Source organism: Pseudonocardia sp. CA-142604 (genome assembly GCF_050948475.1).
Classification (GTDB): Bacteria; Actinomycetota; Actinomycetes; order Mycobacteriales; family Pseudonocardiaceae; genus Pseudonocardia; species Pseudonocardia alaniniphila.
Genome location: NZ_CP192045.1, coordinates 8,297,821 through 8,324,197 on the forward strand (window position 1 = coordinate 8,297,821; position 26,377 = coordinate 8,324,197).

20 protein-coding genes and 1 pseudogene are annotated in these 26,377 nt (G+C 70.6%); 4 read left to right on the forward strand and 17 right to left on the reverse strand.

The genetic code is table 11. From position 1 onward, the window contains the following. Positions 1-299 precede the first annotated feature (299 nt). The 8 genes from ACQPZQ_RS37570 to ACQPZQ_RS37605 form a co-directional block, all read right to left on the reverse strand. Positions 300-5,363 (reverse strand): Pls/PosA family non-ribosomal peptide synthetase, encoded by a 5,064-nt coding sequence (locus ACQPZQ_RS37570; RefSeq protein WP_433288986.1) that lies wholly within the window; start codon positions 5,361-5,363, stop codon positions 300-302. Beyond that, entirely contained in the window at positions 5,335-6,555 is a 1,221-nt protein-coding gene (locus ACQPZQ_RS37575) for an aspartate kinase (protein ID WP_433288988.1), read from the reverse strand. Before ACQPZQ_RS37575 ends, ACQPZQ_RS37570 begins: the two co-directional genes overlap by 29 nt. Further along, complete coding sequence (locus ACQPZQ_RS37580; protein WP_433288990.1) at positions 6,555-7,964, reverse strand: aspartate aminotransferase family protein; 1,410 nt, start codon at positions 7,962-7,964, stop codon at positions 6,555-6,557. The genes ACQPZQ_RS37575 and ACQPZQ_RS37580 overlap by 1 nt, the downstream gene beginning before the upstream one ends. A gap of 494 nt (positions 7,965-8,458) precedes the next feature. Continuing rightward, positions 8,459-8,719, reverse strand: a complete 261-nt coding sequence (locus tag ACQPZQ_RS37585) for a hypothetical protein (protein ID WP_433288992.1) — start codon at positions 8,717-8,719, stop codon at positions 8,459-8,461. A gap of 246 nt (positions 8,720-8,965) precedes the next feature. After that, complete coding sequence (locus ACQPZQ_RS37590; RefSeq protein WP_433288994.1) at positions 8,966-9,493, reverse strand: DUF5130 family protein; 528 nt, start codon at positions 9,491-9,493, stop codon at positions 8,966-8,968. Beyond that, complete coding sequence (gene ctaJ / locus ACQPZQ_RS37595) at positions 9,480-9,743, reverse strand: aa3-type cytochrome oxidase subunit CtaJ (protein ID WP_433288996.1); 264 nt, start codon at positions 9,741-9,743, stop codon at positions 9,480-9,482. The genes ACQPZQ_RS37590 and ctaJ overlap by 14 nt, the downstream gene beginning before the upstream one ends. Before the next feature lie 15 nt (positions 9,744-9,758). Next, positions 9,759-11,195, reverse strand: coding sequence for an amidase (locus tag ACQPZQ_RS37600; protein WP_433288997.1), 1,437 nt, complete (start codon positions 11,193-11,195; stop codon positions 9,759-9,761). Positions 11,196-11,208: 13 nt separating this feature from the next. Beyond that, complete coding sequence (locus tag ACQPZQ_RS37605; RefSeq protein WP_433288999.1) at positions 11,209-12,342, reverse strand: class I SAM-dependent methyltransferase; 1,134 nt, start codon at positions 12,340-12,342, stop codon at positions 11,209-11,211. Positions 12,343-12,559: 217 nt separating this feature from the next. On the opposite strand from ACQPZQ_RS37605, the pseudogene ACQPZQ_RS37610 reads away from it, so the two are divergent. Next, positions 12,560-13,844, forward strand: a pseudogene (locus ACQPZQ_RS37610) (glutamate-1-semialdehyde 2,1-aminomutase). Between the two features lie 53 nt (positions 13,845-13,897). Here the strand turns inward: ACQPZQ_RS37610 and ACQPZQ_RS37615 are convergent. The 3 genes from ACQPZQ_RS37615 to ACQPZQ_RS37625 form a co-directional block, all read right to left on the reverse strand. Then, positions 13,898-14,857: an endonuclease/exonuclease/phosphatase family protein gene (locus tag ACQPZQ_RS37615; RefSeq protein WP_433289001.1), complete on the reverse strand. Its 960-nt coding sequence runs from the start codon at positions 14,855-14,857 to the stop codon at positions 13,898-13,900. Positions 14,858-14,938: 81 nt separating this feature from the next. Then, positions 14,939-15,337 (reverse strand): effector-associated constant component EACC1, encoded by a 399-nt coding sequence (locus tag ACQPZQ_RS37620; protein ID WP_433289003.1) that lies wholly within the window; start codon positions 15,335-15,337, stop codon positions 14,939-14,941. Between the two features lie 153 nt (positions 15,338-15,490). Beyond that, the gene (locus ACQPZQ_RS37625; protein ID WP_433289005.1) at positions 15,491-16,093 is read right to left on the reverse strand and encodes a 3'-5' exonuclease; all 603 of its coding nucleotides are present in this window, start codon (positions 16,091-16,093) and stop codon (positions 15,491-15,493) included. A gap of 327 nt (positions 16,094-16,420) precedes the next feature. Between ACQPZQ_RS37625 and ACQPZQ_RS37630 the strand changes: the two genes are divergently transcribed. After that, positions 16,421-16,768 carry a nuclear transport factor 2 family protein gene (locus ACQPZQ_RS37630; RefSeq protein WP_433289007.1) on the forward strand — a complete coding sequence of 116 codons (348 nt, stop codon included), beginning with the start codon at positions 16,421-16,423 and terminating at the stop codon, positions 16,766-16,768. Positions 16,769-16,785: 17 nt separating this feature from the next. Here the strand turns inward: ACQPZQ_RS37630 and ACQPZQ_RS37635 are convergent, their stop codons facing one another. The 6 genes from ACQPZQ_RS37635 to ACQPZQ_RS37660 all read right to left on the reverse strand — a co-directional run bounded on the left by ACQPZQ_RS37635 (position 16,786) and on the right by ACQPZQ_RS37660 (position 23,031). Further along, entirely contained in the window at positions 16,786-18,549 is a 1,764-nt protein-coding gene (locus ACQPZQ_RS37635; RefSeq protein ID WP_433289010.1) for a hypothetical protein, read from the reverse strand. 206 nt (positions 18,550-18,755) lie between these two features. Next, complete coding sequence (locus ACQPZQ_RS37640; protein WP_433289011.1) at positions 18,756-19,379, reverse strand: response regulator transcription factor; 624 nt, start codon at positions 19,377-19,379, stop codon at positions 18,756-18,758. A gap of 115 nt (positions 19,380-19,494) precedes the next feature. Then, complete coding sequence (locus ACQPZQ_RS37645; protein WP_433289013.1) at positions 19,495-20,088, reverse strand: HNH endonuclease; 594 nt, start codon at positions 20,086-20,088, stop codon at positions 19,495-19,497. Positions 20,089-20,179: 91 nt separating this feature from the next. Further along, on the reverse strand, positions 20,180-21,289 hold the full coding sequence (locus ACQPZQ_RS37650; RefSeq protein ID WP_433289015.1) for a cystathionine gamma-lyase: 1,110 nt from the start codon (positions 21,287-21,289) through the stop codon (positions 20,180-20,182). A 21-nt stretch (positions 21,290-21,310) separates the two neighbouring features. Next, on the reverse strand, positions 21,311-22,327 hold the full coding sequence (locus tag ACQPZQ_RS37655) for an NAD(P)H-dependent glycerol-3-phosphate dehydrogenase (protein ID WP_433289017.1): 1,017 nt from the start codon (positions 22,325-22,327) through the stop codon (positions 21,311-21,313). After that, the gene (locus ACQPZQ_RS37660; protein ID WP_433289019.1) at positions 22,324-23,031 is read right to left on the reverse strand and encodes a lysophospholipid acyltransferase family protein; all 708 of its coding nucleotides are present in this window, start codon (positions 23,029-23,031) and stop codon (positions 22,324-22,326) included. The genes ACQPZQ_RS37655 and ACQPZQ_RS37660 overlap by 4 nt, the downstream gene beginning before the upstream one ends. Positions 23,032-23,131: 100 nt before the next feature. Between ACQPZQ_RS37660 and cofC the strand changes: the two genes are divergently transcribed. Both cofC and ACQPZQ_RS37670 read left to right on the forward strand, forming a co-directional pair. After that, positions 23,132-23,797 (forward strand): 2-phospho-L-lactate guanylyltransferase, encoded by a 666-nt coding sequence (gene cofC, locus ACQPZQ_RS37665; RefSeq protein WP_433299549.1) that lies wholly within the window; start codon positions 23,132-23,134, stop codon positions 23,795-23,797. A 181-nt stretch (positions 23,798-23,978) separates the two neighbouring features. Then, on the forward strand, positions 23,979-26,303 hold the full coding sequence (locus ACQPZQ_RS37670; RefSeq protein ID WP_433299551.1) for an RNA degradosome polyphosphate kinase: 2,325 nt from the start codon (positions 23,979-23,981) through the stop codon (positions 26,301-26,303). Positions 26,304-26,377 lie beyond the last annotated feature (74 nt).

A 26,377-nucleotide genomic window follows, 5' to 3' on the forward strand; every position in this document is an offset into this window, starting at 1 on the left:
TCACCCGCCTGGCCCCCACGCGATCAAAAGTGTAACCCGAACGCGAGTAGATCCCACACCATGTGACGATCGCCGCGCCCCTCTCCGGCTGTTATAGTGAAGGTCTGCGATCCCGTCTGGGTCAAGAGAACACAAATACTCACCCATGCGGCGCCATTTGGATCGGGTATTTCGTCCAAATTCGCGCAGAAAGCAGTAATATCATCCAGCTGCCCGATCTGGGCGCTCACCCGTCCGGCCCCGGAATGGCGAAGCCCGGCCACCCCCCTCGGGATGGCCGGACGGCCTGTCGGGCCTGCTCAGCGCCCTGTGCTGCCGGGTGTGGACGTGTCCTGGTCCGGCGTGTCCGATGCCGATGACGGCGTCGGCGGCGTTCCCGAGTCACTGCTGGGCGGGCGCTGAGACCTCGACGTCGGCGCCTGTGTCACATCCGAGGGCGGCCGGCTCACAGGGTGCCGCGTGGCCGGAAGCCGGACCGCAGGGGGCTCGGAGGCAGGCGGCTGGTCCACAGACGGCGGTGCCGCAGGAGGCCGGACGACCGCGGGTTGCACCGCGGGCGGCCGGAGCACGGGCGGCAGGGCCGCAGGCGACTCCACCACTGGCGGCTCGACCGCGGGCGGCTGTGCGGCGGGCGGTTCCGCTACGGGAGGCTCCGCTACCGGCGGCTCGACCGCAGGTGGCTGCGCGGCGGGCGGTTCCGCTACGGGAGGCTCCGCTGCAGGAGGCTGGACCGCGGGCGGCTCCGCTACCGGCGGCTGGGCCACGGGAGGCTGGGCCGCCGGGGGCTGCACCGCAGGCCGGCGGATCGCGGGTTGCTCCGGCAGAGGCCCCCGCGCCGGGTTCCGCTCGCGCTCGACGGCTGCGCCCTGCACTGCCCGCCCGGGGCCGGGTGACTGCGCCGAGCCCGGTGACGATTGTCTCGCCGCCCCGGAACCGGGGTCGGGCGTGACGGCTGTCTCGTCGCCGCCCGGCACCGTCTCATGTGGCACTGTCCGCCGCTGTGGCGTTCCCGCCTCCAGTTCCGGCTGTGCGGCCGTCGCCGGAGGCGGCGGGACGGCGCTCGCGGCCCCGTCCTGTGGCACCGCCACCGCAGCCCTCCTGTCAGGAGGACTCGCCAGCGCGACCGTTACCGCGATCGAGAGCGACAGCGCCATCGAGACCGCGACGGCCGCCCCGACCGGAAGTATGCGCGGCATCGGGAGGGGCGCCACGGGCGTCCCGATGGCCGGCAGCACCGGCGGAGCCGGGATGACCGCACGCAACGTCGCCTCGTGCATCTCGACGGCAGGGTTGCCCCGCCACCGAGCGCCCGCGGCCACCTCCTCGCCCTTCATGAGGAAGGAGTCGGCGTCGATCACGGAGTCCGGGCCCGTCGTGACGCCATAGTGGACGAAGGCCTGCACACCCAACGTGCAGCGTGCACCGATCACCGTGCGGTCGGACTTGAAGGCACCGTCCTCGAGGGAGTGGCACTGGATGACCGTGCCCTCGTTGATCGTGGCCTCGTCGCCGATGATGGCGAGGGTCTTCTCCGGGATCGAGCACCCGTTGTCGAAGACCCGGCGCCCGACCTTGACTCCGAGCAGCCGCATCATCATCGGTCTGAAGGGAGTGCCGTTGAACAGCGGCGTGGCGAGCATCTTCCAGTGCCGTTCGTGCCACCAGAAGTAGGGGTCGTAGATGGAGCAGACCTGCGGCTTCAGGGCGCGGAACCCGGTGGTGAGCCGCTCGACCAACGTGGTGTAGCCGATTGCGAGCAGCATCACGAGGAGCAGCGCCGCAGCCACCGCCCACTGGCCCAACAGGTGGTAGAGGTCACCGGCCATTGCGGTGACCAGCAGCAACAGGAACGTCTGGAACCACCGCACCAGCAGGAACAGGAAGATGGTCCGCCGGTTGTAGCGGTTCTTACGGGCGAGCCCGCGCTCCAGTTCCGCCCCCGTCTTACGCAGGTCGTCGTCTCGCTGCACCGAGCGCGGGATCTCGAAGCACGGCGACCCGAGCAGGCCGATGTTCTCCCGCACAGGCCCGCCGATCGGGATCATCGCCTTCGTCGCGAGCAGGCAGTTGTCACCGACCTTCGCCCCGACGGGGAAGGCGAGGCTGTTGCCGAGGAAGTTGTCCTCACCGAGCTCGGCCTTGGCGACCCGGAAGGAGGTGCTGGTGTAGTCGGCGTTCATGACCGTCAGGCCGTCGGACACCATCGTGCCGGCGCCCACCGTCGTCAGGTAGGGCGTGTCGTGCGCGAGCTCGGACCCGAAGTTCGAGCCGGTCTGCACCACCCGAGGGAGCCGGTACCCGAGCCACTTCAGGTAGTGGACGATGTAGGAGCTGTCGCCGAAGACCGAGTGGTAGAACCGCACGTTCGTCAGGCGCCGGATCATGCGGTGGACGTAGTAGTGGAAGCCGTAGAGCGCGTGCACCTTCCCGGGCACGACGAGCCGGCTGAGCATGCGCGGCACCACGGCCACGCCCACCAGCCCGAGCACGGCCGCCCCGAGGAACACCACCAGCGATACCGCCAGCACCTCGGCGTAGAACAGCCAGCCGGTGAGCCGGTCGTGCCCCGCACCGAGCAGCTCCGCCGTCCACGGCACGACCGAGACCACCTCGACCAGCACGGCCAGCCCGAGCGGGGCGAGCAGCAGCACGTTGAACAGCTGCAGGAAGCCGTACCAGAATCGGCGCGCCTTGCCACAGCGCGCTTCGGCGATCACGCGGTAGTCGACGTCGGTGGGCACCGCGGGTGACCCGTGCCAGGCCTGCCCCGTCGGAATGTGCTGGCCCGGATGCAGCGACGAACAATGGCCGAGCTGGGCGCCGTCACCGATGGACGTGCCGATCTCGAGCACGGTCTTCTCCGCCACCAGGACGTTGTTTCCCAGCGCGATGGGACCGATCTGGATCATTCCGGCCTGCGCCCGGTAACCCAGCACCACCGCGCTCTCGCGGATCACCGTTCCGGCGCCGATCGTCAGCATGTCGGTGCAGACGGGAACGGACCGGGAGAAGATCGTCGTGCCGGGCCCGATCTTCGCGCCGAGTGCACGCAGATACAGGACGAAGAGCGGCGAGCCGCGGAAGAGGGCCATCGGGTTGGCACGGATGAGCAGCTTGACCAACCAGAAGCGGAAGTACCGCAGGCTCCAGATCGGGAACTCCGTTGCCTTCCAGCGTCCGATCAGCAGCCATTTCACCACGATCGGCAGCAGGCAGTACCCCACGAACACCGCAGCGCCATACGCGAGCGAGCGCAGGTAGGCGCCCTGCCAGTCGGTGGCTCGCGACACCCAGTCGAATCCCCGCTCCAGCACGACCCCGCCGAGACACAGCGAGACGACGAAGGCCAGTAGCTGCAGCGTGCCGCACAGCACGTACCCCGCCGTGCCCACCCGCTTCGCCCTCACCGCGAGCGACTTGGCCGGGACCACGGGACGTGCGGATGCCGAGTCGTCGGCAGAGTCGAGCTGCGGCGCGACGTCCGGCTCCGGCAGCGACGCGGCGAGCGAGGCGACCGTCGGATGCATGTAGACGTCGCGGATCGAGATCGACGGCAGGTCGTCGCGCTTGCGCACCCGCCCGCAGAACTTCGCCATCAGGAGTGAGTTGGCGCCGAGATCGTCGAAGAAGTTGCTGTCGGCCGACACATGGTCGACGCCCACGGTTTCCGCCATGAGCTCGGCCAGCGCCTGCTGCGTCGCGGTCGACGGCGCCACGTCCTCGCGCACCACGCGCAGGCCCCGCTGCGTCGGCGCGGGCAGGTTCTCGCGGTCCGCCTTGCCGTTCGTCGTCATCGGGATGACGTCGAGCTGTTCCAGGTACGCCGGAACCATGTAGGCGGGCAGCCGCTCGGACAACGCCGCATGGACCTCGGCAGGCTCCACGTTCTCGGTGTCGTGCCGCAGGCTGTAATAGCCCACCAATTCCACGGTGCCCGGCGCCGGCTCGTAGGTGTGTACCACCGCCTGCGCGATTCCCGGCACCTCGAGCAGCACCGACTCGATCTCGGTCAGCTCGATCCGATATCCGCGGATCTTCACCTGCAGATCGATGCGGCCCAGGTACTCGATCTCCCCGTCGGAATTCACCCGGCCCAGGTCGCCGGTGCGGTAGATCCGCCCGGACGGATTGTCAGGAATGCCGAGGAAATCCGGGACGAACGCCGCCTCCGTCAGATCGTCACGGTTGACGTAGCCGATCGCCAGGCCCACCCCGGCGATACCGATCTCCCCCGTCTCACCGGACGGCAACGCCCGCCCCGGATCCTCGGGATCGAGAATCACCGTGGCGTAGGTGGGCAACGGCCCGCCGATCGTCACCGGGCGGTCCGGATCCAGCACCGTCCATGTCGCTGTCACCGTCGCCTCGGTCGGCCCGTACACGTTCAGGAAGCGGCGACCCGGCCGTGACCAGCGCACGATCAGGTCGTGCGGGCACGCCTCCCCCGACACCAGCAGGAACCGCACCTCCGGCAACTCGTCGTCCAGCGTCGCCAGCAGGGTGGGCACGCAACACATGGCGGTGACCCGCTGCTCGGTGAGGAACTCGTGCAGATCCACGCCCAGCAGGCTCGACCCCGACGGCTTCGGCACGAGCGTCGCACCGACCGCCCACGGCACCCAGATCTCCTCGACGGAGAAGTCGAACGCCACCGTCAGGCCCTGGTACACGCGGTCGTCCGACCGGTAGCCGTACACCTCGGCCGCCACCCGCACGAAGTTGCAGATGGCCGAGTGCGCCACCGCCACACCCTTCGGGCGCCCGGTCGACCCCGACGTGTAGATGATGTACGCCAGCCCGTCGGCGAACGCCTCGCGCTCGTCGGGACCGAGTCGCTGTGCGTCGTACTCGTCGATGTCGGCCGCGGTCGAGTCGAGGCACACGACTTCGGCGTCGGCATCCGCCAGGTGCGACCGCAGGTGCTCGAGCGACAACACCACGGCCACATCGGCGTCGGACACGATGAAGGCGAGCCGATCGGGCGGGAAGCCCACATCCAACGGCACGTACGCGGCGCCCACCTTCAACACCGCCAGCATGCCGACGTAGGCGCGCACCGCGTCATCGAGCAGCAGCGCCACCCGCTCACCGGGGCCGACGCCCAGATCCAGCAGGTAGCGGGCCAGCCGGTTGGCGCGGCTGTCCAGCTCGGGGTAGGTCAGCGCCTCCTCGGCACCGTCCACCGCCAGGTGGTCCGTCCGGCCGGCCGAAGAGAGCTCGTCGCACCGGTCCTCGAACAACTGCTCCAGACGTTCCCCGGGGCGCCACCGGACTCCCCGACCGGGCTCGTCGCCGACGAGGACCAGGTCGGACAGTTCCGGCGGGACCCCTGTCTCAGGATGCCGATCGCGTAACACGGTCACGCCTCCGCTCAGTGCCGATGTCCTGGTGAAGACCGAACGCGGTGTGGAGCAGCCGGACCGCGTGGTGCACGGTGCGCTCCGGCACGTGGAAGGAGACGCGGCTCGGCGTGCTCGTCACCAGCTGGGGCTGGATGCCCTCGGCCTCGAGGGTGCGCAGCGCCAGCGCGGTCACCTCGGGGCGCCGGCCCACGCCCGAACCGACGATGCTCACCGAACCCATGTCGTCGCGGACCAGGACGCGGGCTCCCGCAGCGAACAGGGCCGCGACGATCTCGGACTGCTCCGCTCCCGGTGCCGTGATGTGCACCTTGTCGCCGTCGCGCACCATCGAGCCGACGGCCGCACCGCGCTCGGCCAATGCGGCGGTGATCACCGCGGGGGACGCCCCGGTGACCGTGTAGAAGCTCTCGCGCTCCCGATGCGCCACCCCGGTGATGTCGGCTTGCTCGAACACGGTCTCCTCCTGCAGCCAGGTCCCGGCAGCCGTCGTGAAGCTCGACCGCACGTGGATGTCGATGTCGTGGGCAACGGCGAGCTCCACCGCGCGAGGCTGGAGAACCCGCGCACCCGCAGCGGCGAGCTGCAACATCTCCTCCCGGCTGATCGTGGCCAACCGCCGCGCATCCGGAACGACCCGCGGATCCGCCGAGAACACCCCGGCGACGTCGGTGAAGATCTCGCATTCGCGCAGTCCGAGAGCCGCGGCGATCGCCACGGCCGAAGCGTCCGAACCGCCGCGCCCCAATGTCGTGACGTCACCCGACGGGGAGATCCCCTGATAGCCGGCCACCAGGACGATGGCCCCGGTGTCGAGGGCGCCGAGGATCCGTTGCGGACGTACGTCCTGCAATCGTGCGTTGCCGTAGCGGGCGTCGGTCAGAATTCCGGCCTGCGCACCGGTCAAAGACACCGCTCGCGATCCCAGATCGTGCACAGCCAGCGCGGCGAGCGCGCACGAAATGCATTCGCCGACGGACAACAACGCGTCGAGCTCGCGGAGCTGCGGGCGCGACGACATCGCGTAGGCCATCCTGTTGAGCTCATCGGTGGAACCGCCCATGGCCGAGAGCACCGTCACCATCCGATGACCTGCCCGCTGGGCGGCGACCATTCGTTCTGCGACCGCTCGCAGACGTATCGGATCGGCGACCGAGGTTCCGCCGAACTTCCACACCAGGGTCGGCTGCACCATCAGGTCCGCGCCCTCACGGGAGCAGGAACCAGACTCAGCAGGCGTCCCGCCTTCGGCGCGCAGTGTTCGATGGCGTCGATCAGGATCGTGCACGCCATGTCGACCACTTCGGCGGTCACGTTCAACGGCGGCAACATCCGCACCACCGTGTCGTTCCGGCCGCCCAGCTCCACGATGAGCCCCTGACGAAGCGCCCGGGCCTGCACCTCCCCCGCAAGCTCTCCCGGTGCCGAACCCGGAGGGTCCTCGAGCTCGATTCCCCACATCAGACCCCGGCCCCGCACCTCACGAACCCAGCGGTTCCCGTTCAGCGCACCCAGCCGCCGGTCGATCTGAAGGCCGCGACGCCGGACGTTGCCCAGCACGTCGTCGCGCTCCACCACTCGCACGGCCTCGGCGCCGGCCGCGAATGCCAACTGGTTTCCGCGGAACGTCCCGGTGTGCGCCCCCGGCTCCCACACGTCGAGCCGCTCGTTGTAGAGGATGATCGCCACCGGCTGACCGATCCCGCTCAACGCCTTCGAGGCGACGATGACGTCGGGCTCGATCCCGTACTGCTCGAAGGCGAACCACGTGCCCGTGCGCCCGCATCCGGTCTGCACCTCGTCCACCACCAGCGGCACACCGAGCTCGCGGGTCAGCAGGCGCAGCCGGCGAACGAACTCGTCGTCCGCCGGGACGACTCCGCCCTCGCCCTGCACCATCTCCACGACCACCGCGGCCGGCAGCGGAACGCCACCGTTCGGATCCCGCAACGACCGTTCCAGGAAGCCGATGCAGTTCGTCGAGCAGCTGTCCCTGGTCAACCCCATCGGGCAGCTCGAACAGTTCGAGTACGGGAAGAAGTGCACTCCCGGCACGCCGTTGGCGACCGGGCCCTTGTTCGCCACCAGCCCGGTGACCGCCATCCCGACGTGCGTCGTCCCGTGGAATCCGCCCTGGAACGACACGACATCGCCGCGACCGGTGGCGATCTTGCACAACTTGATCGCCGCGTCGACCGCATTGGCCCCTGTGGGACCACAGAAATGCACCTTCATCCGGTCACGCAGACCCGACGGCAACATCGACAGCTGCGCTTCGGTGAACGCGTCCTTCGCGGGGCTCGGCAGGTCGAGCCCGTGCGTGAAACGGCCGAGCTGATCGATCACCGCCTGCACGAGATCGGGATGGTTGTGCCCCAGCGACAACACTCCGGCTCCGGCCAGGAAGTCGATGAACACGTTCCCGTCGACGTCCCGGACGAAGCTCCCCGACGCCGTCTCGACGGCAATCGGAAAATGGCGCGGATACACCCGAGCGTTCGACTCACGACGACCCTGACGATCGAGGAACTCCTGCGACCGTGGTCCCGGCACCTCCCCCACCACACAGGGCCGCGCAAACCCACCATGCTCGAGCAACGTCATCGATCCTCCTAGCCTGCGGGCCACGGACAGTGCCGAGCCGCGCCGTGGCCCAGCCCCGAATCTCGACGCGACAGGTGCGATCTACAGATGGGCCGAGAGATGGTTCGGTCTCCCTGCACGAGGCGATCCGGTTATCGCACTTGCGAGACGCAACGTTTCGGGTCGTTTGCTGGGATACCCGCTCGCCTGCCTGGCCGGATCCGCGATCGCCCGAATGCCGCATCCAGGGTGCTGAACGGCCTATCGCCTGATCTCGGACCGGTGGCACTCGGCTGACAGCACGCCGAGCGCTCCTGCGACCGGGCTATCCGGAACGGCCGAGTGGACCGGCTCACCGTCAGGACTCGGGGCTTGCTGGGCACGGCCACGCGCCGGCGTCGTGGCATGCGTATGCCCGCATCCACCCGAATGGCACGTCGAAACCACCCGAACATGACGACGCCCGGCCGTCCGTTGGGACGACCGGGCGCAGGGGTGTGGCGCGGGTGGCGGCGTCAGTCGATGAGGCCCAGGCGGCGAAGCATGCCGCTGACCGACCCGCCGCGGGCGCGGTACGCGGAACAACCCGTGGCTCCGCACACGCCGCAGTCGGTGCCGGGCCGGTAGTGCTCGTGCGCCTCGCGCGCGTGGCCACAGGTGCACGGCTCGACCACGGTGGGCTGCACCGGCGGGGCGGGCGGCGTGACCGGTGGGGCCTCGGGCTCACGCGAGGCCGGTGCAGATGCGGGCTTCCGCTGCGCGGGAACCGCAGGCACCCCGGTGGGCGGAGTCAGAACGGACGAGCCGGCTGAGTGCCGACGGTCAGGCCGTCCACCACCACCGGTCGGACGCCCCGCTACCGAGTCCCCCATGAGGGTTCCTGCCCTTCGTCAGTCGGTGTTGCCCCGAGGACTGCACCGCACCTTATGCGATGGGACCACCCGCTCGGGTCCCACCAACTGTAGTGAATGACGAGAGGTTACGCGGCTGTCGGTGATTTGCCCTACCCCAGCGACGAGCGGTTACTGCGTGCGGCGACGACCGCCGGCCTGGTCGGCAAGCATGCGCAGCCCGCTGAGCAATCCGCCCAACAGGTCGCTCTCGCGGAACGACGCCACCATGCTCATCACCGCGAGCTTCGCGCCCCGGTCAGGCAGCCGCATGCGCGCTTCGGCACCGCTCAGCACCTCGACGATCCGCTGCCCAGGGCTCACCGCCACCAGCACGGCCTCGCTCGAACCGTCGAGCTGGTCGTGCAGCTCGGCGACCCGCGCCGTCGGGTCCTCACCCAGGTCGCCGATGTAGACGCTGAACAGCAGCCCGGACTCGCGGCTCGCCAGGGTCAGCGCCTCATCGAGACGAGTGAGCTGCACCGGCGAGAACGGCTGGTCGGCCCGCGACTCCTCGCGGTAGACCTCGGCAGCCGACACCCGGCCGGACGCGGTCACGACAGCGCCGACGGGCAGCTCCTCGCTCGGAACAGCGACGGCCGTGCCCGGGCCACCGTGGTGGCTCGTGCTGCCCGGATGTGTGGTCTCACCAGCTGCCACGGGCACCTCCTCGTTCGAGATTGCTACGCACCGCGGTGCCGTGGGCCCCGGTGCCATGGCTCTCGTCGGCCGCCGGGAGCTGGGCGCCCTCGGGATTGGCGGTGAACCACATCGGCGCGAAGGTCCACGGCTGACCGGACCGGTATCGAGGCCGCCGCGCCATCCGGGGACCGACGACGAGCAGGACGATGACCAGGTACAGCCCGACCGGCGGCACCGCGAAGTACAAGATCGTCTCGGGCACGCTCACGAGGGAGAACGTAGCTCACCAGGTGGGCGGGCGCCGACCGCCCCACCCTGCCGCGACGTGCAGCTGCGCGCCGAGTGCGAGCAGTAGCGCATCGTCACCCATGCCGCCGACCAGCTGTACGGACACGGGCAGCTCGGGGCCGCTGTCTTCGCGCCCCCACGCCATGGGAAGGCTCAACGCGGGCTGCCCGGTGAGGTTGTAGATCGCGGTGAACGGCGTGAACTGCTTCTGCCGTTCGTAGTCCTCCGCAGGGTTCCCGCCCGCGGTGAACCAGCCGACCGGACGCGGCAGCTGGGCAAGCATCGGCGTGAGCACGACGTCGACGGCCGCCTGCGCTCTCACGACCAGGCGGGTGGCCTGGATCGCCGACTGGGTGGCTGCCATGTACTCCGGCCCGCTGATCGCCGTGCCGCGGTCGCGCCACCACCGGGTGAGCGGAGCGAGCAGCGGCTCGGCCTCCGGCGGCACGGGGTGCCCGTGCGCGAGGACGGCCCACAGCACCTCGAACACGGGCAGGAGGTCCTCGGGGATGCAGGGGTCGAACTCGACGACCTCGTGGCCGAGCTCGGCCAGCGCGGCGGACGTCTTCTCGTACGCGGCGAGACAAGCGGGGTCGACCGCCACACCCGGTACCGGCGGGACGGCGTACCGGCCCACCCGCAGCCTCGCCGGCGGGCGGCCGGCGGCCGTGAGATGGCTGTCGACCCGGGCCTCCAGGACGTACGGCTCGCCCGTCACAGGCACGGCGAGCGCATCGAGCATCGCGGCGGCATCGGCGACCGTGCGGGCGAGCGGCCCGGACACGGACATGCCGGGCGGGTCGCCCCCTGCCGGCCCGCGGGACACCAGCCCGCGGCTGGTCTTGAGCCCGACGAGGCCGCACGCGGCAGCCGGGATCCGGATCGAGCCGCCACCGTCGGTGCCGTGCGCGAACGGGACGAGCCCACCCGCGGTGGCCGCTCCGGCACCGCCCGACGAACCACCAGCCAGCCGGCCGGTGTCCCACGGTGTGACGGCGGGCGGGCGGCCCGCCGGTTCGGTGTAGGGCGGCAGTCCGAACTCCGGCGTCGACGTCTTGCCCAGGCTGATCGTGCCCGCGGCCCGCAACAGCCGGGCCGAGTCGTCGTCGACGTCCGGGACGTAGTCGCCGTACACCGGGGACCCGAACGTGGTGCGGACCCCAGCTGTCATCGCGAGATCCTTGATCGCGGTGGGGACGCCGAGCAGCGGACGCTCGTCGCCGTCCCGCAGCGCGCGGTCTGCCGCTGCCGCCTGCGCGAGCGCGGCGTCCGGGGTGAGCGTGACGAAGGCACCGAGCAGGTGGTCGAGCGACTCGATGCGCCGGAGGTAGTGCTCCACCAGCTCCACCGCGGACAGCTCGCCCCGGCGCAATGCCGCAGCCTGCTCCAGCGCAGTGAGGTCGTGCGGCTGGGTCTTCCCGTCAGAGATCATGGCGCGGCCCGGCTCAGCTGGGCCGGCGATCGGGCGCAAGGACCTCGTCGGCCCTCACCCACCGGCCACCGGCCGCCTCGATTCCCGGCATCGCCTTCGTGACCTCGTCGAGGAGGTCGGGCACGAACAGCAGGACGGAGTCAGGTGCGGCGTCCACCAGGTCGCCCGGGCCGATCACCGGGATGTCCGAACCGGGGATGCGGCTGCCCTGCTTCGCCGCCGAGGCGTCGGCGACTCCCGCGAGCAGCTCACGACGTACGCCCGCGCGGTGCAGCAGCGGCACCGCCCGCGATGCCGCGGGGTACCCGTAGACGCGGCGGCCGCTGCGCTGCTCGGCCAGGAGCCAGTCGTTGAGCCGGGAGCCGCCGGTCCGGACCACGCCGTCGAGAGCGGCCACCGTGGCCGGGTCGAGCACGCCGGCGGCGATCTCCTGCTTCGTGAGCGTCTCGAGCGACTCCTCCGGCTCGGCACCGGCCCGGCCCGCCACGAGCACCGTGCCGCCGTACAGCGGGAACCAGAACGCGGCGAAGGCCGCGAGCCCCACCTCGGCCATCATCGTGCGCATCACCGGCACCGAGAAGTAGGCGAAGTGCCCGTGCCGGACGGCGTTCCACTCCCGCTGCTCCACGATCGACGCGAGCGACTGGAACTGGACGAGGAGCAGGCCACCCTGCGCCACCGCCGCAGCCCGCTCGGCCAGCGCAGCCGCCTGGTCGTGGGCGTGCATCAGGCCGAAGGAGCAGTCGACCACCACGTCGGCAGGCTCCGCCGCTGCGGCCGGCACGAGCCCGTGCTCTGCGAGCAGCGGCAGCCAGCTGCCCCCGTGCGGGCTGGGGAACTCGGCGACCGTGCCGCCCGCGGGCAGCACCCGGGCCGACGCGAGCTGGGCCACGGCGGCGGCGGCCTGCCGGGTGAGCGCCTCGGGCTGGACGCCCTGTGGGTTCTCCGGCACGTCCATGTCGTCGGCCAGCTGGGCGAGCCCGCACTCGCCGCACATCCACAGTCGCAACGGGAAGACGGGGTCGGGCCCCGGCGCGTCGAGGGGTGGGAACAGCTCACTCGGCGGCTGTTCTCCGAGATCCATCACGAGAGTGCCGCTGGCGGAGCGGCAGAACCGGCAGAGGTGCGCGTCCTGCACAGCCTTCATGAGTTGTGAACCACCTCGAGATCACGAACCGGAGGACGACGCTACCGGGCCTCGCCTTACCGGCCCGGCGCAGGGCGGCCGGCGGGCCTGTACCGTTTCCGCTCCGTCGAATCGTCATGTTGGTCCCATATGTCGGGCCGTCCCGGGGACCAGGGCGTGTAGGAGGTCCTTGTTGCGAGCAGTTCCGGTTGCCGGGATCGCCGAATCGCCACTCCCGGTGTCCGACCACATCAACGTGCTCCTCCACACGCTGGTCCCCGGGGGTGCGCACACCTACGCGAAGGGCGACGACCAGTACCCCGAGGACCTCGCCCCGATCATCTCCCACGGTCGCGGTAGCCACGTCTGGGACGTCGACGGCAACGAGTACATCGAGTACGGGTCAGGACTCCGCTCGGTCAGCCTCGGGCACGCCCACCCGCGCGTGGTCGAGGCGGTGCGCCGGGAGCTCGATCGGGGCAGCAACTTCGTGCGGCCGAGTGTCGTCGAGCTGGAGGCGGCGGAACGCTTCCTCGCCACCGTCCCCACCGCAGAGATGGTGAAGTTCGCCAAGAACGGCTCGGACGCCACCACGGCCGCCGTGCGCCTGGCGCGGGCGGCCACCGGGCGCTCCCACGTGGCCATGTGTCGTGACCAGCCGTTCTTCTCCACCGACGACTGGTTCATCGGCACCACACCGATGTCCGCGGGGATCCCCGAGCAGCTCACCCTGACCTTCCCCTACGGCGACCTCGACGCCACCGCGGAGCTGCTCGAGCAGCACGAGGGCGAGATCGCATGCCTGATCCTCGAGGCCGCGGCCCAGCAGGAGCCCCCTCACGGCTACCTGCAGGGCATGCGGGCGCTCGCCGACAAGTACGGCGCCCTGCTGGTCTTCGACGAGATGATCACCGGCTTCCGCTGGTCGGAGGCGGGGGCTCAGGGCGTGTACGGCGTGGTGCCCGACCTGTCGACGTTCGGCAAGGCGCTGGGCAACGGCTTCGCCGTGTCGGCCCTGGCCGGACGCCGTGACGTGATGGAGTGGGGCGGGCTTCGCCACGATCGCGACCGGGTCTTCCTCCTCTCCACCACCCACGGCGCCGAGACGCACTCGCTCGCCGCCGCGATGGCGGTGATGGACACCTATACCGAGGAGGGGATCGCGGCCCGGCTGCACAGCCTCGGGCAACGGCTGGCCGCCGGCGTCACCGCGGCAGCGGCCGGGATGGGCGTGGCCGACCACGTCCTCGTCCGGGGGCGGGCGAGCAACCTCGTGTTCGCCACGCTCGACGAGGAGCTGAAACCGTCGCAGCCCTACCGCACGCTGTTTCTGCGTCAGCTCATCGCCGGTGGCGTGATCGGACCGTCCTTCGTGGTCAGCAGCGCGCTCACCGAGGACGACATCGACCGCACCGTCGAGGTGGTGTCCGAGGCGTGCGCCGTCTACCGCAAAGCGCTCGACGCGGGCGACACCGTGGATGGGCGGCAGGCCGGTGAAGCCGGTGTTCCGCCGCCGCGTCTGAGCTCTGCCGTGCGTGGTCGGCCCGGCTCCCCGAGAGGGATCGGGGCCTGCTCCTCACCGGGGCACGCGGACGCGCGCGAGAACGCCACGGTGGTCGGTGCCCTCGACGTCGACCACCTCGAACCCGGTGGTCACCGTGCCGGTCGGCACCAGCACATGGTCGATCTGGATGCCGGCCCATGGTGCGGCCGACGACGGGTAGGTGCCGACCAGTCCCTTCCCGGTGCCGATGGCCGCACTGCGACATCCCCCGAGCGCGGCGCGGAACGCCGAGTGGTCGAGCGTGGCGTTGAAGTCGCCGACGACGATCGGCGCCACGGGACCGTGACACCACTGATCGACCAGCGCGAGGTCGCGCAGCCACTGGGCCGTCCGCCTGGGGTCCACGGGTGCCGCGGTGTGTATCGCGAAGAGGCTTCGCCTGCCGAGGATCCCGCCGCCGGCCTCCAGGTGCCGTAACCGCATCCCGGTGCCCGAGCGGACCTGAACGTCCCCTGCCCCGGACGACGCCAGCAGCGTGACGCCCTGGCCGTCCTTGACACCAGGTGCCGTCGAGACCCAGGACCGGTAGCCCAGCGTCTCCACCAGCGGCATCAGCTTGTCGCGGAAGTCGGCGCCCGCTTCAGGGAGCACGACGAAGTGCGGCGTCTCCCGGGCGATCAGAGTGGCGAGCTCCCCGGTGTCGGCCCGCCCGTTGAGCACGTTGAACGTCAGGATGGAGAGGTCGTCCGGAGCAGCCTCAGGCATCGGGAGCCGGATCGCCCGAGCGGCGACCGCGCCGAGGCCCGCCACGGCGACCGCCCCGACGGCCGCTGCCGCCGGACGGGTGCGCGAACCCCTCGCAAGCAGTGCAGCGGCGGCCAGCGCCGAAACCGCGAACTGCGGGCGAAAAGCGACGATGGCCACGAATGGGAATCGGCGGTCACGCCGAATCCAATCGGGAAGAACCACGCTCGCCGCGGATCCGGCCAGGACGGCCGCTGCCGCGACGCGCAATGTGCTTTTCATGCCCATAAGTGACGATCCCTCTCGACGCCGGCCCCCGGAAAACGGACGGATGGACTCCCGGGTTCCTCACTCGATCGGGTGGTGAGGTCAGGCACGGGCCTCGCCCGACTCGGCGAGCCTGCGCACCCGGTCGATCAGCTGGGAGCGGTCGTCGGAGCGATCGACCTCGATCTCCAGCGGTCTGCCGCCAGGACTCGTGTACGTCGCCGTCACGCTCGTCGCGCCGCGCTGCACCGTGATCCAGTCGTAGATCTTGCTGACCAGCAGAGCCAGCATGCGGCTGCCGACCAGGACGATCACCACGTCGACCATGCACGTCGACCCGCCCCGGCCCGGTACGCACGAGCTGACGTCGACCAGGCCACGGAAGTGCCCGGCCCGGTTGAGCCACGCGCTCAGCGCATGCGCGTCGGACTCCGTGAGATGAATCCTCGCCTGGGCCTCCTGCTCCTCAGGCATCGATGCGTAGCGCCTCGGTGAGGACATACCGGAAGGCTGCACCGCCCCGACGGGTGCTTCGCATTGGCCATGTGGCTTGCTTGTCGATCTGCTGGATATCCACTGCTCTCCTCGATGCTCGACGTCGATCAAAGAGTTATTCATTCTGCAGTGTGCATCCGTTACCACGGTGAGTAGTTGTCACGTCGAGAGATCCGCGACACTGCCCGCCTCGACGACCTGTTCCCACGTGAGACCGCTGCTCTGAACCAGAGCGAACAGCAACTGCCCGGTCATCCATGTCTCATAGCCGGCCCGGTGGCGTCGCTCCCCTGGCTGGATGTGCGGCGGATGAAGCCCGGCGTAGGTGGCGAGGCGGCTCAAGCCGTAGCCGCCGGGCAGCCCCGGCCAGACCGCCCTCGCGAGGCGCGCCGTGTCGAGGACGAGCGAGGGGCGCCACTGCGGCAGGTGGTTGGCGATCACCCGTAGCTCGACGGCCGCGTTGTGCGCCACGAGCACCCGCCCTTTGATCGCGGCGTACACCTCTTCGGCCACCCGTGCCCAACTCGGGCAGGCGAGGACGTCGGTGTTGCGGATGCCGTGGACGCCGTCGGTGACGTCGGGCGTGATCGGACGGTCCGGGCGGACGAGCCAGACACGCATGCTCGCCTGCCGTACGTCCGCGGCGGGCTCGATGGGCAGCACGGCGATGTCGACGATCTCCGGCGGCTGCTGCCCGTTGCCCTGCACGTCGACGACGGCGAGTGGATGATCGGCCAGAGCTGTGGGGGTACTGAAATACACGCGGAATCTCCGAAGGGGGTCCGACCGCGGTCTGGGCCTGCGATGGCACCAGCGGTCGCTGAAGTTCTGCACCAGCCGGCCCCGTGTGCATGCCCGGCTCGCTCGGCGGCTCAACGAGGCCCGCGGCTACGGCGGCGCGTGCGGTGATGGCTCGATCATCCCGCCACGGGGCGAGCACGGAGCGAAGCACCCCGTTCACTTTCGGGTCATCTCGAGATCAGTATCGTCAGGGCGGCTGTCCTGTCCCTCAGCCGTCGGCCCGCCCTCTGGACACCGGTGTGCAGGCAGGACACGCTGAATCGACCTGGTAGCACCGAGGGGGCAGCGATGGCGAGAACTCCGCAGCAGATCTTCGAGCACCACGCCGGTGCGTTGATCGCCGGCGACGTCGACGGGATCGTCGCCGACTACACCGACGATGCGGTGTTCATCACGCCGCGCGGGGTCCGGCACGGCAAGGCCGGCGTCCGCGAGGCCTTCACCGAGCTCCTCGCCGACCTCCCGGAAGCGAAGTGGGACGTGCCGACCCAGATCTTCGAGAAGAACGTCCTGTTCATCACGTGGAGCGCGGTGTCCGCATCTCAGCAGGCCCTGGACGGCGTCGACACGTTCGTCTTCGACGACGACGGCATCCGCGTCCAGACCGTGCGCTACACGCTCGAGAGCACCACATAGCGGCTCGCCCACGTCGTTCATGCCGGCGGGGGAGGCACGGTCTTGCGCAACACCACGTCGAATCCGTTCTGATATGTGATGACGTAGCGGCCTGAAGCCACGAGCTCCTGCACCACCTGCAGCGACCAACCCGGCGGCTTCAGGTCGAGGAAACGGCCCTGGGCCTCAACGGCGTCGAAGGTGAGCAGGACGTCGGGGTACTCGGCGTTGATGCAGCGGATAGGGTCGTCGGCCAGCTGGGTGCATCCCTCGATCACCGTGCCGCGGCTGTGGGTGTCGATGCCCTCCACGGCGTACGGGCCGACGTTGATCAGCGGCATGACCTCCAGGCCGGGCGGAGTGGTGGCATACACCTCGCGCACCATGTCCACCTCGTCCGGGTAGACGATCATGTAGGCCTCGTTGCCGCCGCGGATCAGGATGATCGACCCGAACAGCAGCAGCATCCCGGCGGCGAGGACGTACTCCATGCCGCGCCACCGGCGCACGAGCGCCCGCAGTGCGTCGACGCCGAGGATCGCGAGGATCGGCAGGCCGTACAGCACGATGCGCAGGAACAGCTCACCGCCGTAGCTCTGTACGGCCGCCATGCCCATGGGCACCGCGGCGAGCGCGATCGGCACCAGGTCGCGCCTGCGCCGCCAGTACACCCAGGCCCCGATGATCGCGAGCAGCCACGTGGCGACCGGGACGACGATGCGCAGGACCTTCACCGCGACCTGACCGAAGTCGCCCTCCAGCCGGCCTGCGACACCCACCTCCAGCGCGTTGCCCTCCTCCCCCGCGCCCGTGATGAGGCTCAGCTGGGTGAGCCAGAACTCCCGGCCCGCGATCATGACGTACACGGCCACCGCGAGGATCGCGACGAGCACGAGGCCACGGCCCCTGAACCGGCCGACCACCGCGAGCAGAACCAGCTGACCGATGATCGCGAACGGTGTGAGCTGGTGCTCGGGTGCGATCGCGATCAAGCACAGCGCGGCGCAGAAGTAGATCAGCAGCAGCTGGCGGGGCGGCAGACCCGGCCGGTTCGGCTGTGTCCTCGCCGCGACCAACCACCTGCGCCACAGCGGCAGCCGCGGCGCGTCGGGATGCGGGGATGGCCAGCCCGGCACTCCGGCCGAGTCGGTGCGACGGGTGGCCAGCGGGCCGAGCGCGAACGCCAGCACGGTCAGCATCAACACGATGCCGATGGCCTGCGGCGAGAAGTAGTCCTGCTCGATCCAGTTCAAGCCGAGGAAGAGCCAGGCGGCCACCCAGGGTGCCCGGGTGCCCCCCAACATCGAACGGGCCAATGCGTACACACCGATCGCCCAGACACCGACGATCACCGGTGGGAACCACCGCAGCACCAGGTCGAGCCGGTTGACACCCCCGGCGTCCTGGAAGAACGCCCACTGCGCGAAGAACGCCGGCCAGTAGAACCGGGCGTCGACACCGATCGGCACCTGGCCATCGCCCGCGATCGCGTTGGTGAACCCGGCGATCAGCCACGCCGTGGTGAACCGGGCCGCCGGCTCCACCACCGACGGCATGCCGAACGAGCAGAGGATGAGGACGGCGGTGGCTCCACCGAGCATCGGGATCCGCGGGCGTGGCGATCGCAGCTCGACCACGCAGGCGCCCACCGCGCACGACAAGGAAGCCCAGGCGGCAGGCCCGAGCACCCGAGCCAGCCCCCAGCCGTCGAGCGCTGCCAGATCGGTGGTCGCCGCGGCCACCGGGAGCAAAGCGACAGCCGCGAAGGCGAGCAGCGGCGACAGCCACCGGGAGATCCCCACCGATGGCTCCGCCGGCGAAGACGTGTGGGCTGCGGGTACGAGAGATCGGACGGCGCCGGGTTGGACGGTCATGCGGAAGCCGTCGCCCCCAGCTCGTCGAGCACGGCCCGCTGCTGCACGCCTCGCGTGCGCCCGATTTCTCCCCTCACATCCGGATCACGAACGGAGGCCGCACGAAGTTCCGGGCACGACGTACCCGGGGCCGGCTACTCGCCCTGCCGCCTCGTCTCGCGGTAGATCGCGATCGCGTGCTGCTGGGAGTTGACCTCGAGCTTCACGAGGATGGACCGGATGTGCGTGCGCACCGTGCTCATCGCCAGCACGGCGTCCACGGCGATGTCGGCAGCCTTCTGGCCGCGCTCCAGCCGGCGCAGCACCTCGAACTCGCGGTCGGTGAGCAGGTCGAGGCGGCGCCTGCGCGTGTTGACCTCCGCCCGTGCCACGCGGTGCAGCTCGAGCCAGGCCATGCGTTCCTTGGCCATCATCACCGGCCGGCCGACGCTCATGTGCAGGACCGTGCGGACCAGCACGTCGAGCGGACAGCTGCGCGGGACGTACGCCGCGGCACCCGCGGCCACGGCCGCGGCCGTGCGCGCCCGGTCGGCCTGCTGACCGACGACCAGCGTCGGCCAGCCCGACGTCACGGCCTTGGCGACCAGGCCGACGCCCTCAGGGAGATCGAGGTTCACCACGACCACGCCCCGTGCTCTGTCCACTCTGGGAAACGCACAACCCCCGTTGATCTCGCGCTCCTCCGCGGCAAACCCGTTGGCCTGCAACGCGATGACCACTGAGGTCGTGACCAGGTCGTGCGGTCCTACGACGAGCACGGGAACAGATGGCGACATCGACACAAGCCCCCCCGAACGCTTCCAGGTCTATGTCGAGAGTGGGCTCGCAAGAACGGCAGTTGACGTTAGCGGGTGGTTTGTCGTGTTTCGGGATCTACGCGGCGACACCGAGCCACGGCTCCCACGCGGGGAGCGGCTCCACGGCCAGCACGAGGATGCCCCCGGCCGCGCGGTCGGGGGCCCGAGGAACGAACTCGAGGCTCCAGCCGAGCTCGGCCAGCATCCTGTCGGCCTTGCGGGAGTTGCAGGTGCGGCAGGCGGCGACGCAGTTCTCCCAGGAGTGGGTGCCGCCGCGGCTGCGGGGAACGATGTGGTCGATCGTGTCGGCGCGCTTGCCGCAGTAGCCGCAGCGGCGGCTGTCGCGGCGCAGGACACCCGCCCTCGTCATCGGGACGGCGCGGCGGTAGGGCACTCGCACGTAACGGGAAAGGCGCATCACCGACGGCGCGGGAACCGTGAGGTTCTCCGAGTGGAAGACCTCGTCGAGTGCGGCCTCGACGCATTCGGCCTTGCCGGTGAGCATCAGGACGACGGCACGCTTCGCCGTGACTACGGCGAGCGGCTCGAACGTCGCATTGAGAAGCAGGACCCGGGACCCCGTCGGGACCACGCTCGGGTGCGGCGTGATCCCCAGCGCCTCCCCTGGCTCGGGGTCGGCACTGATGGGGTCGGGTTGTCGATGCTTCACGCGACCACCTCCCTCGCAGATCAGACCATAGCGGGAGGGGGCGACGCACGTGTGATATGGGTCCGAATCACGTTTGGTTGAGTGGCAACTCTCACCCGGTGATGGCAGCCAACGCGGCTCGGACGTCCGCGACAAGATCGTGTTCGTCCTCACAGCCCGCCGAGAACCGCACCAGCCCCGGCGCCACGTCGTCGCCCCAGCGTTGTCTGCGATCGGCGCTGCTGCGCAGGCCACCGAAGCTGGTGGCCGACGTGACGAGCCGGGACGCGGCCAGGAACTGCCCGACCGCGTGCTCATCGGGGAGGGTGAAACGCAGCACTCCGTTCCAGCGCCGCATCTGCCGGGCCGCCACGGCGTGGGCGGGATCATGCGGCAGTCCCGGCCACCGGACGTCCGACACCATCGGGTGTTCGGCGACCGCGGCTGCCACGGCGGCCGCGTTGGCGGCCTGACGAGCGAGACGCAGGTCGAGGGTGCCGAGCCCGCGGTGGGCGAGCCAGGCCTCCATCGGCCCGGGCACGGCGCCGCCGCGGGAACGCGCCTCGCGCAGCCGGGCAGCCAGTGCCCCGTCGCGGACGCTGACGTGCCCGAGAACGACGTCCCCGTGCCCCGCGAGCGCCTTGGTATCGCTGGCCACCGCGAAGTCGGCGCCGAGGGCCAGCGGCTGCTGTCCCAGCGGCGTCGCCGTGGTGTTGTCGACGGCCAGGAGCGCCCCTGCGGCGTGGGCAGCGGCTGCGGCGGCTGCGATGTCGGCCACGTCCAGGCCGGGGTTGGAGGGCGTCTCCAGCAGCACGAGCGCGGCGCCGTCGAGCACCTTGGCCGGCCACTCACCCGCGGTCGGCACCTCCCGCACCTCGACGCCGAAGGGGCCCAGCTCGTCATGGGCGAGCGCACGGGCCAGGTAGTACCCGTCGGAGGGCAGGACCAGCGCACCGTCGCGGCCCGCCAGCCGCAGCACCGCCGCGATCGCGGCCATCCCCGAGGCGAACACGACGCACTCGCCGCCGTCGAGATCGCCTATGGCGGCCTCGAGCACACGCCAGGTGGGGTTGTCCGCGCGGCCGTAGAAGTCCGTGGGTGTCGGGTCCCCGGGACCGCCGAGGTGGAACGCCGACGACAGCACGGGGCCGGGGTGCAGGGCTTCTCCGAGGACGCCTGCTCCGTGGCCACCGTGCACGCAGCGCGTCCCGTCCCCCGTCACGCCCTCACACTACGACGCGGGTCATTCGGGGCGCGGAGCCCGGCTGATCAGTTCCTTGCCCATCTCCGCGGCGGAGAGCCCCTCGTGGCAGACGCGCCGCACGGCGTCGGCGATCGGGACCTCCACCCCGTGCCGGGCCGCGAGCTGGCAGATCGACAGGCACGACTTCACGCCCTCGGCCACCTGCCCGTGGTTGGCGGCCTCCGCCTTCGCCAGGGACTCCCCGCGGCCCAGGTGCTCGCCGAACGTGCGGTTGCGGGACAGCGGCGACGAGCACGTGGCAACCAGGTCGCCGAGCCCGGCGAGCCCGGCGAACGTCAGGGGGTCCGCCCCGAGCGCCACCCCCAGCCGCGCGATCTCCGCGAGTCCGCGGGTGATCAGCGAGGCAGTGGTGTTGTCGCCGAACCCCATTCCGGTGGCGATGCCGCAGGCGAGCGCGATGACGTTCTTGCCCGCGCCACCCAGCTCGCAGCCGATGACATCGGTGTTGGTGTAGGAACGGAAGTAGCCGGTGGTGCATGCCTGCTGCAGGGCCACCGCGCGGTCGTGGTCGGAGCAGGCGATCACGGTGGCGGTGGGCTCCTCCGCCGCGATCTCGCGCACCAGGTTGGGGCCGGACACGACGGCCACCCGTTGGGCGGGGACCCTCGCGACCTCGCAGATCACCTCGCTCATCCGCAGCAGCGTGCCGAGCTCCACGCCCTTCGCGAGGCTCACCAGCGTGCTGTCGGGGGGCAGCAGATCCCGCCAGAGGACGAGGTTCTCCCGCAGGGTCTGCGACGGCACCGCGAACACCACCGCATCGGCCTTGTCGAGCGCGATCGCCGCGTCGGTGGTGGCCGTCAGCAGCGCAGGCAGGACGATGCCCGCCAGATAGTCCGGGTTGCTGCGTCGCTCGTTGACGGCCGCGGCCACCTCGGGACGGCGGGCCCACAACCGCACCTCGCGTCCGGCGTCGGCCATGACCTTCGCGAAGGCCGTGCCCCACGACCCCGCCCCGAGGACGGCGACGCGGCGGACCTCCCGGCCACCGCTCACGAATCCGCTCCGCGGCGGAAGAACTGCACGGGGGCCTCCTCCTGGCGAACCTCGGCGAGCAGCTCCTTGACCCGGCACATGATCACGTCGGTGACCTCACGCAGGAGCGCGGCATCGAGCGGACGCCCGCGGTACGCCGTCAGGTCGATGGGTTCGCCGCAGCGCACGATGATCGGTTTGCGGGGCAACGGCCGGAACTTCCGCTTGTAGCCGTCGTAGACGTCCCGCGTGCCCCAGTGGACGAACGGAACGACAGGAACGTCGGCCGACAGCGCCAGCCGGGCGACGCCGGTGCGCGCGAGCATCGGCCATCCCTCCGGGTCGCGGGTGATCGTCCCCTCCGGGTATATCACCACGACCTTGCCCTCGCTCAGCGCCCGAGTGCCCTCCCGCAGGCTGTGCTGCGCATCGGCGGACTCCCGGTAGACGGGGATCTGGCCGCTGCCGCGCATGGCCCAGCCGAGCACCGGCTTGCTCCACAGGCTGTTCTTGGCCAGGAACCGGGGCACTCGCCGGGCCCGGTGCACCACGAGGCCGCTGAAGATCGGGTCGAGGTGGGAGATGTGGTTGGCCACGAGGAGGGCGCCACCGGTCGAGGGGATGTTTTCCTTGCCGTCGAACCGGGAGCGGCCCAGCAGCCAACCCATGGGATAGAAGAACACCGCACAGAACGCGATCCAGAAGCCGCCCTTCTCACGCCTCACGCACGAACCTCCGATCCCGGCCTGACGCGCAGAGTCTTCCTGGCCGGGCGCTCGGGGTCCACCTCCGGGTTCGGTGCACGATGGAGGGGTGGGCTCGAAGATGTCGACCGTGGACCTGGTGGTCCCGGTCAAGCAGCTGGGCGTGGCCAAGTCCCGGCTGCGCGGCGCCGCCGACCAGGGCATCGGCGACGCCGACGCCCACGCACGCCTGGCGTTGGCGCTGGCGCATGACACGGTGGCCGCGGTGCGCGCTTCGACCATGGTGCGGCGCCTCCTCGTGATCAGCTCCGACCCGGTGGTCGCCGCCGAGCTCTGCGCCGTGGGCGTCGAGGTCGTTCCGGACGGCCCCGTGCCGGGCCTCAACGCCGCCTACGCGGGCGGCGCAGCGCTTCTGCGTGAGCACGACCCCGCAGCGGCGGTCGGGGCGCTGCAGGCCGACCTGCCGGCGCTTCGCCCCGCCGAGCTGGACGACGCGATCACCGCGGCGGCACAGCTCTTCGCCTCGGGCCGGGCGGGCCGCGCCTTCTGCGCCGACGCGGAGGGCACAGGCACGACCTTCCTGCTCGCCGCGCCGGGCATGGGGCTCGATCCGATGTTCGGCGTGGGCTCCGCCCTGCGTCATCGCGAGTCCGGCGCCCAGCCGCTGCACGGCGAATGGCCGGGCCTGCGGCGAGACGTCGACACGGGCGACGACCTGCGCGAAGCCATGGACCTCGGACTGGGTGAGCACACATCGAGCGTCCTCGCCCCCAGTCCGCACCACTGACGCGGGCCCCGATCGGAGCTGCTCGGATCCGCCGTTAGCTCGCGTATCGGCTGCTTCCTGCGGCGCAGTTCACCCGCTCGACTCTCGACGGGATCCGCAGACAGTCGCCGGGTGGGCCAGAATCACCATCGTGGGTGACGACGTGAGCAGTTCTGTCCCGGAACCCGGCCCCGAGGACCAGATGCCCGCCCGGCAGGGAACGCGCGGGCGACGGTCCCCGCGGCCGTCGACCCGTCGGGTGCATGCGGCGAGCCGCCCCGTGAGCAGCACTACGGTGCCCGTCCGCCAGGAGGAACCGGACACGGACTCGCGGGGTAGGAGCGACCGGCGGCCTGGCCCTGCGGCCCCCGCCACGGTCCCGGCCGTCACCGGCACAGCGGCCGCCGTGCCGGTGAGTCCACCTGCGCGCACCATCGCCCCGTCGTCCAGCCTGCCCGAGGACCGCTACCTCAACCGCGAGCTGTCATGGCTGGACTTCAACGCCAGGGTGCTCGCCCTCGCCGAGGACCCCAGCCAGCCGCTGCTGGAGCGGGCCAAGTTCCTCGCGATCTTCGCGTCCAACCTCGACGAGTTCTACATGGTCCGGGTGGCCGGACTGAAGCGCCGCGACGAGACCGGGCTCGCCGTCCGCAGCGCCGACGGGCTCTCCCCCCGTGAGCAGCTCGCGAGGATCGCGGCCCGCACGCAGGCGATCGCCGAGGCGCACGCACGCGTCTTCCTCGACCAGGTGCGCCCCGAACTGGCGGCCGAGGGCATCCGCATCCTGCGCTGGGGCGACCTGACCGACGACCAGCGGATCAGGCTCTCTGCATACTTCTCGGCCCAGGTGTTCCCGGTGCTCACCCCGCTGGCCGTCGACCCGGCCCACCCGTTCCCCTACATCTCCGGGCTGTCGCTGAACCTCGCCGTCACCGTGCGCGACCCCGAGGGCCGCACCGAGCGGTTCGCGCGGGTCAAGGTGCCCAACAACGTGCCGCGGCTGGTGCGGGTGCGCACCGACGACGACACGATCACGTTCCTTCCGCTCGAGGACCTCATCTCCGCCCACCTCGGTGAGCTGTTCACGGGCATGGAGCTCGCCGAGGTCCACGCCTTCCGCGTCACCCGCAACGCCGACGTGGAGGTCGAGGAGGACCGCGACGAGGACCTCCTGCAGTCACTGGAGCGCGAGCTCGCCAGGCGCAGGTTCGGGCCGCCGGTGCGCCTCGAGGTCACCGACACGATGAGCGAGCACGTGCTGGAGCTGCTGCTGCGCGAGCTGGACGTCGACCCCGCCGACGTCGTCACCGTGCCCGGGCTGCTCGACCTCACCTCGCTGTGGGCCGTGCACGGGGTCGACCGCCCGGATTTGAAGGACGACCCTTTTGTCCCGGCGACACACCCGGCCTTCGCCGACCGGGAGACCCCACGCAGCGTGTTCGCGACCCTGCGCGAGGGCGACGTGCTGGTCCACCACCCCTATGACTCGTTCTCCACGAGCGTGCAGCGGTTCATCGAGCAGGCCGCGTCCGACCCGAACGTCCTCGCCATCAAGCAGACCCTCTACCGCACCTCCGGCGACTCCCCGATCGTCGACGCCCTGATCGACGCCGCCGCGGCCGGCAAGCAGGTGGTCGCGCTGGTGGAGATCAAGGCGCGGTTCGACGAGCAGGCCAACATCCGCTGGGCACGCGAGCTGGAGAAGGCGGGCGTGCACGTCGTCTACGGGCTCGTCGGTCTGAAGACGCACTGCAAGACCTCGCTCGTGGTGCGGCAGGAGGGGTCGACGATCCGGCGCTACTGCCACATCGGCACCGGCAACTACAACCCGAAGACCGCCCGGCTCTACGAGGACCTGGGCGTGCTCACGGCCGACCCGACGATCGGTGCCGACCTCACCGACCTGTTCAACTCGCTCACCGGCTACTCCCACCAGACGTCCTACCGGAGCCTGCTGGTGGCGCCCTACGGCGTTCGCCGCGGCATCGTCCGCCGGATCGAGGACGAGATCGAGGCCCACCGCGAGGGCAACCCCGCCGCCCGGATCCGGATCAAGGTCAACTCGCTCGTCGACGAGCAGGTGATCGACGCGCTCTACCGCGCGTCCCTGGCCGGCGTTCCGGTGGACGTGGTGGTGCGCGGCATCTGCGCGATCCGGCCGGATCGCCCTGGGCTGTCGGAGAACATCCACGTCCGGTCGATCCTGGGCCGGTTCCTGGAGCACTCGCGGGTGTTCCACTTCGGGGCGGCCGACGAGTACTGGATCGGCAGCGCCGACATGATGCACCGCAACCTCGACCGCCGGGTCGAAGTGCTGTTGCGGGTGGCCGACCCGAGGTTGGCGAGCAAGCTCGGCCTGATGCTCGACTCCTGCCTCGACCCGGCCACCCGGTGCTGGACGCTGCACGCCGACGGGTCGTGGGAGCCGTCGCCGCCGCCGGAATCCGGGGTGTCACCGGTGCGCGACCACCAGGCGGAGATGATGCTGCTACACGCCGGCGCAGGCGCCGCGGCCGACGACGAATGAGCGAGCTTGCGAGCGAATCGGTGTCACAGCGCCTTCGCACGGTGACGTCTCCTGATGGGCCGGCCGAGCGCAGC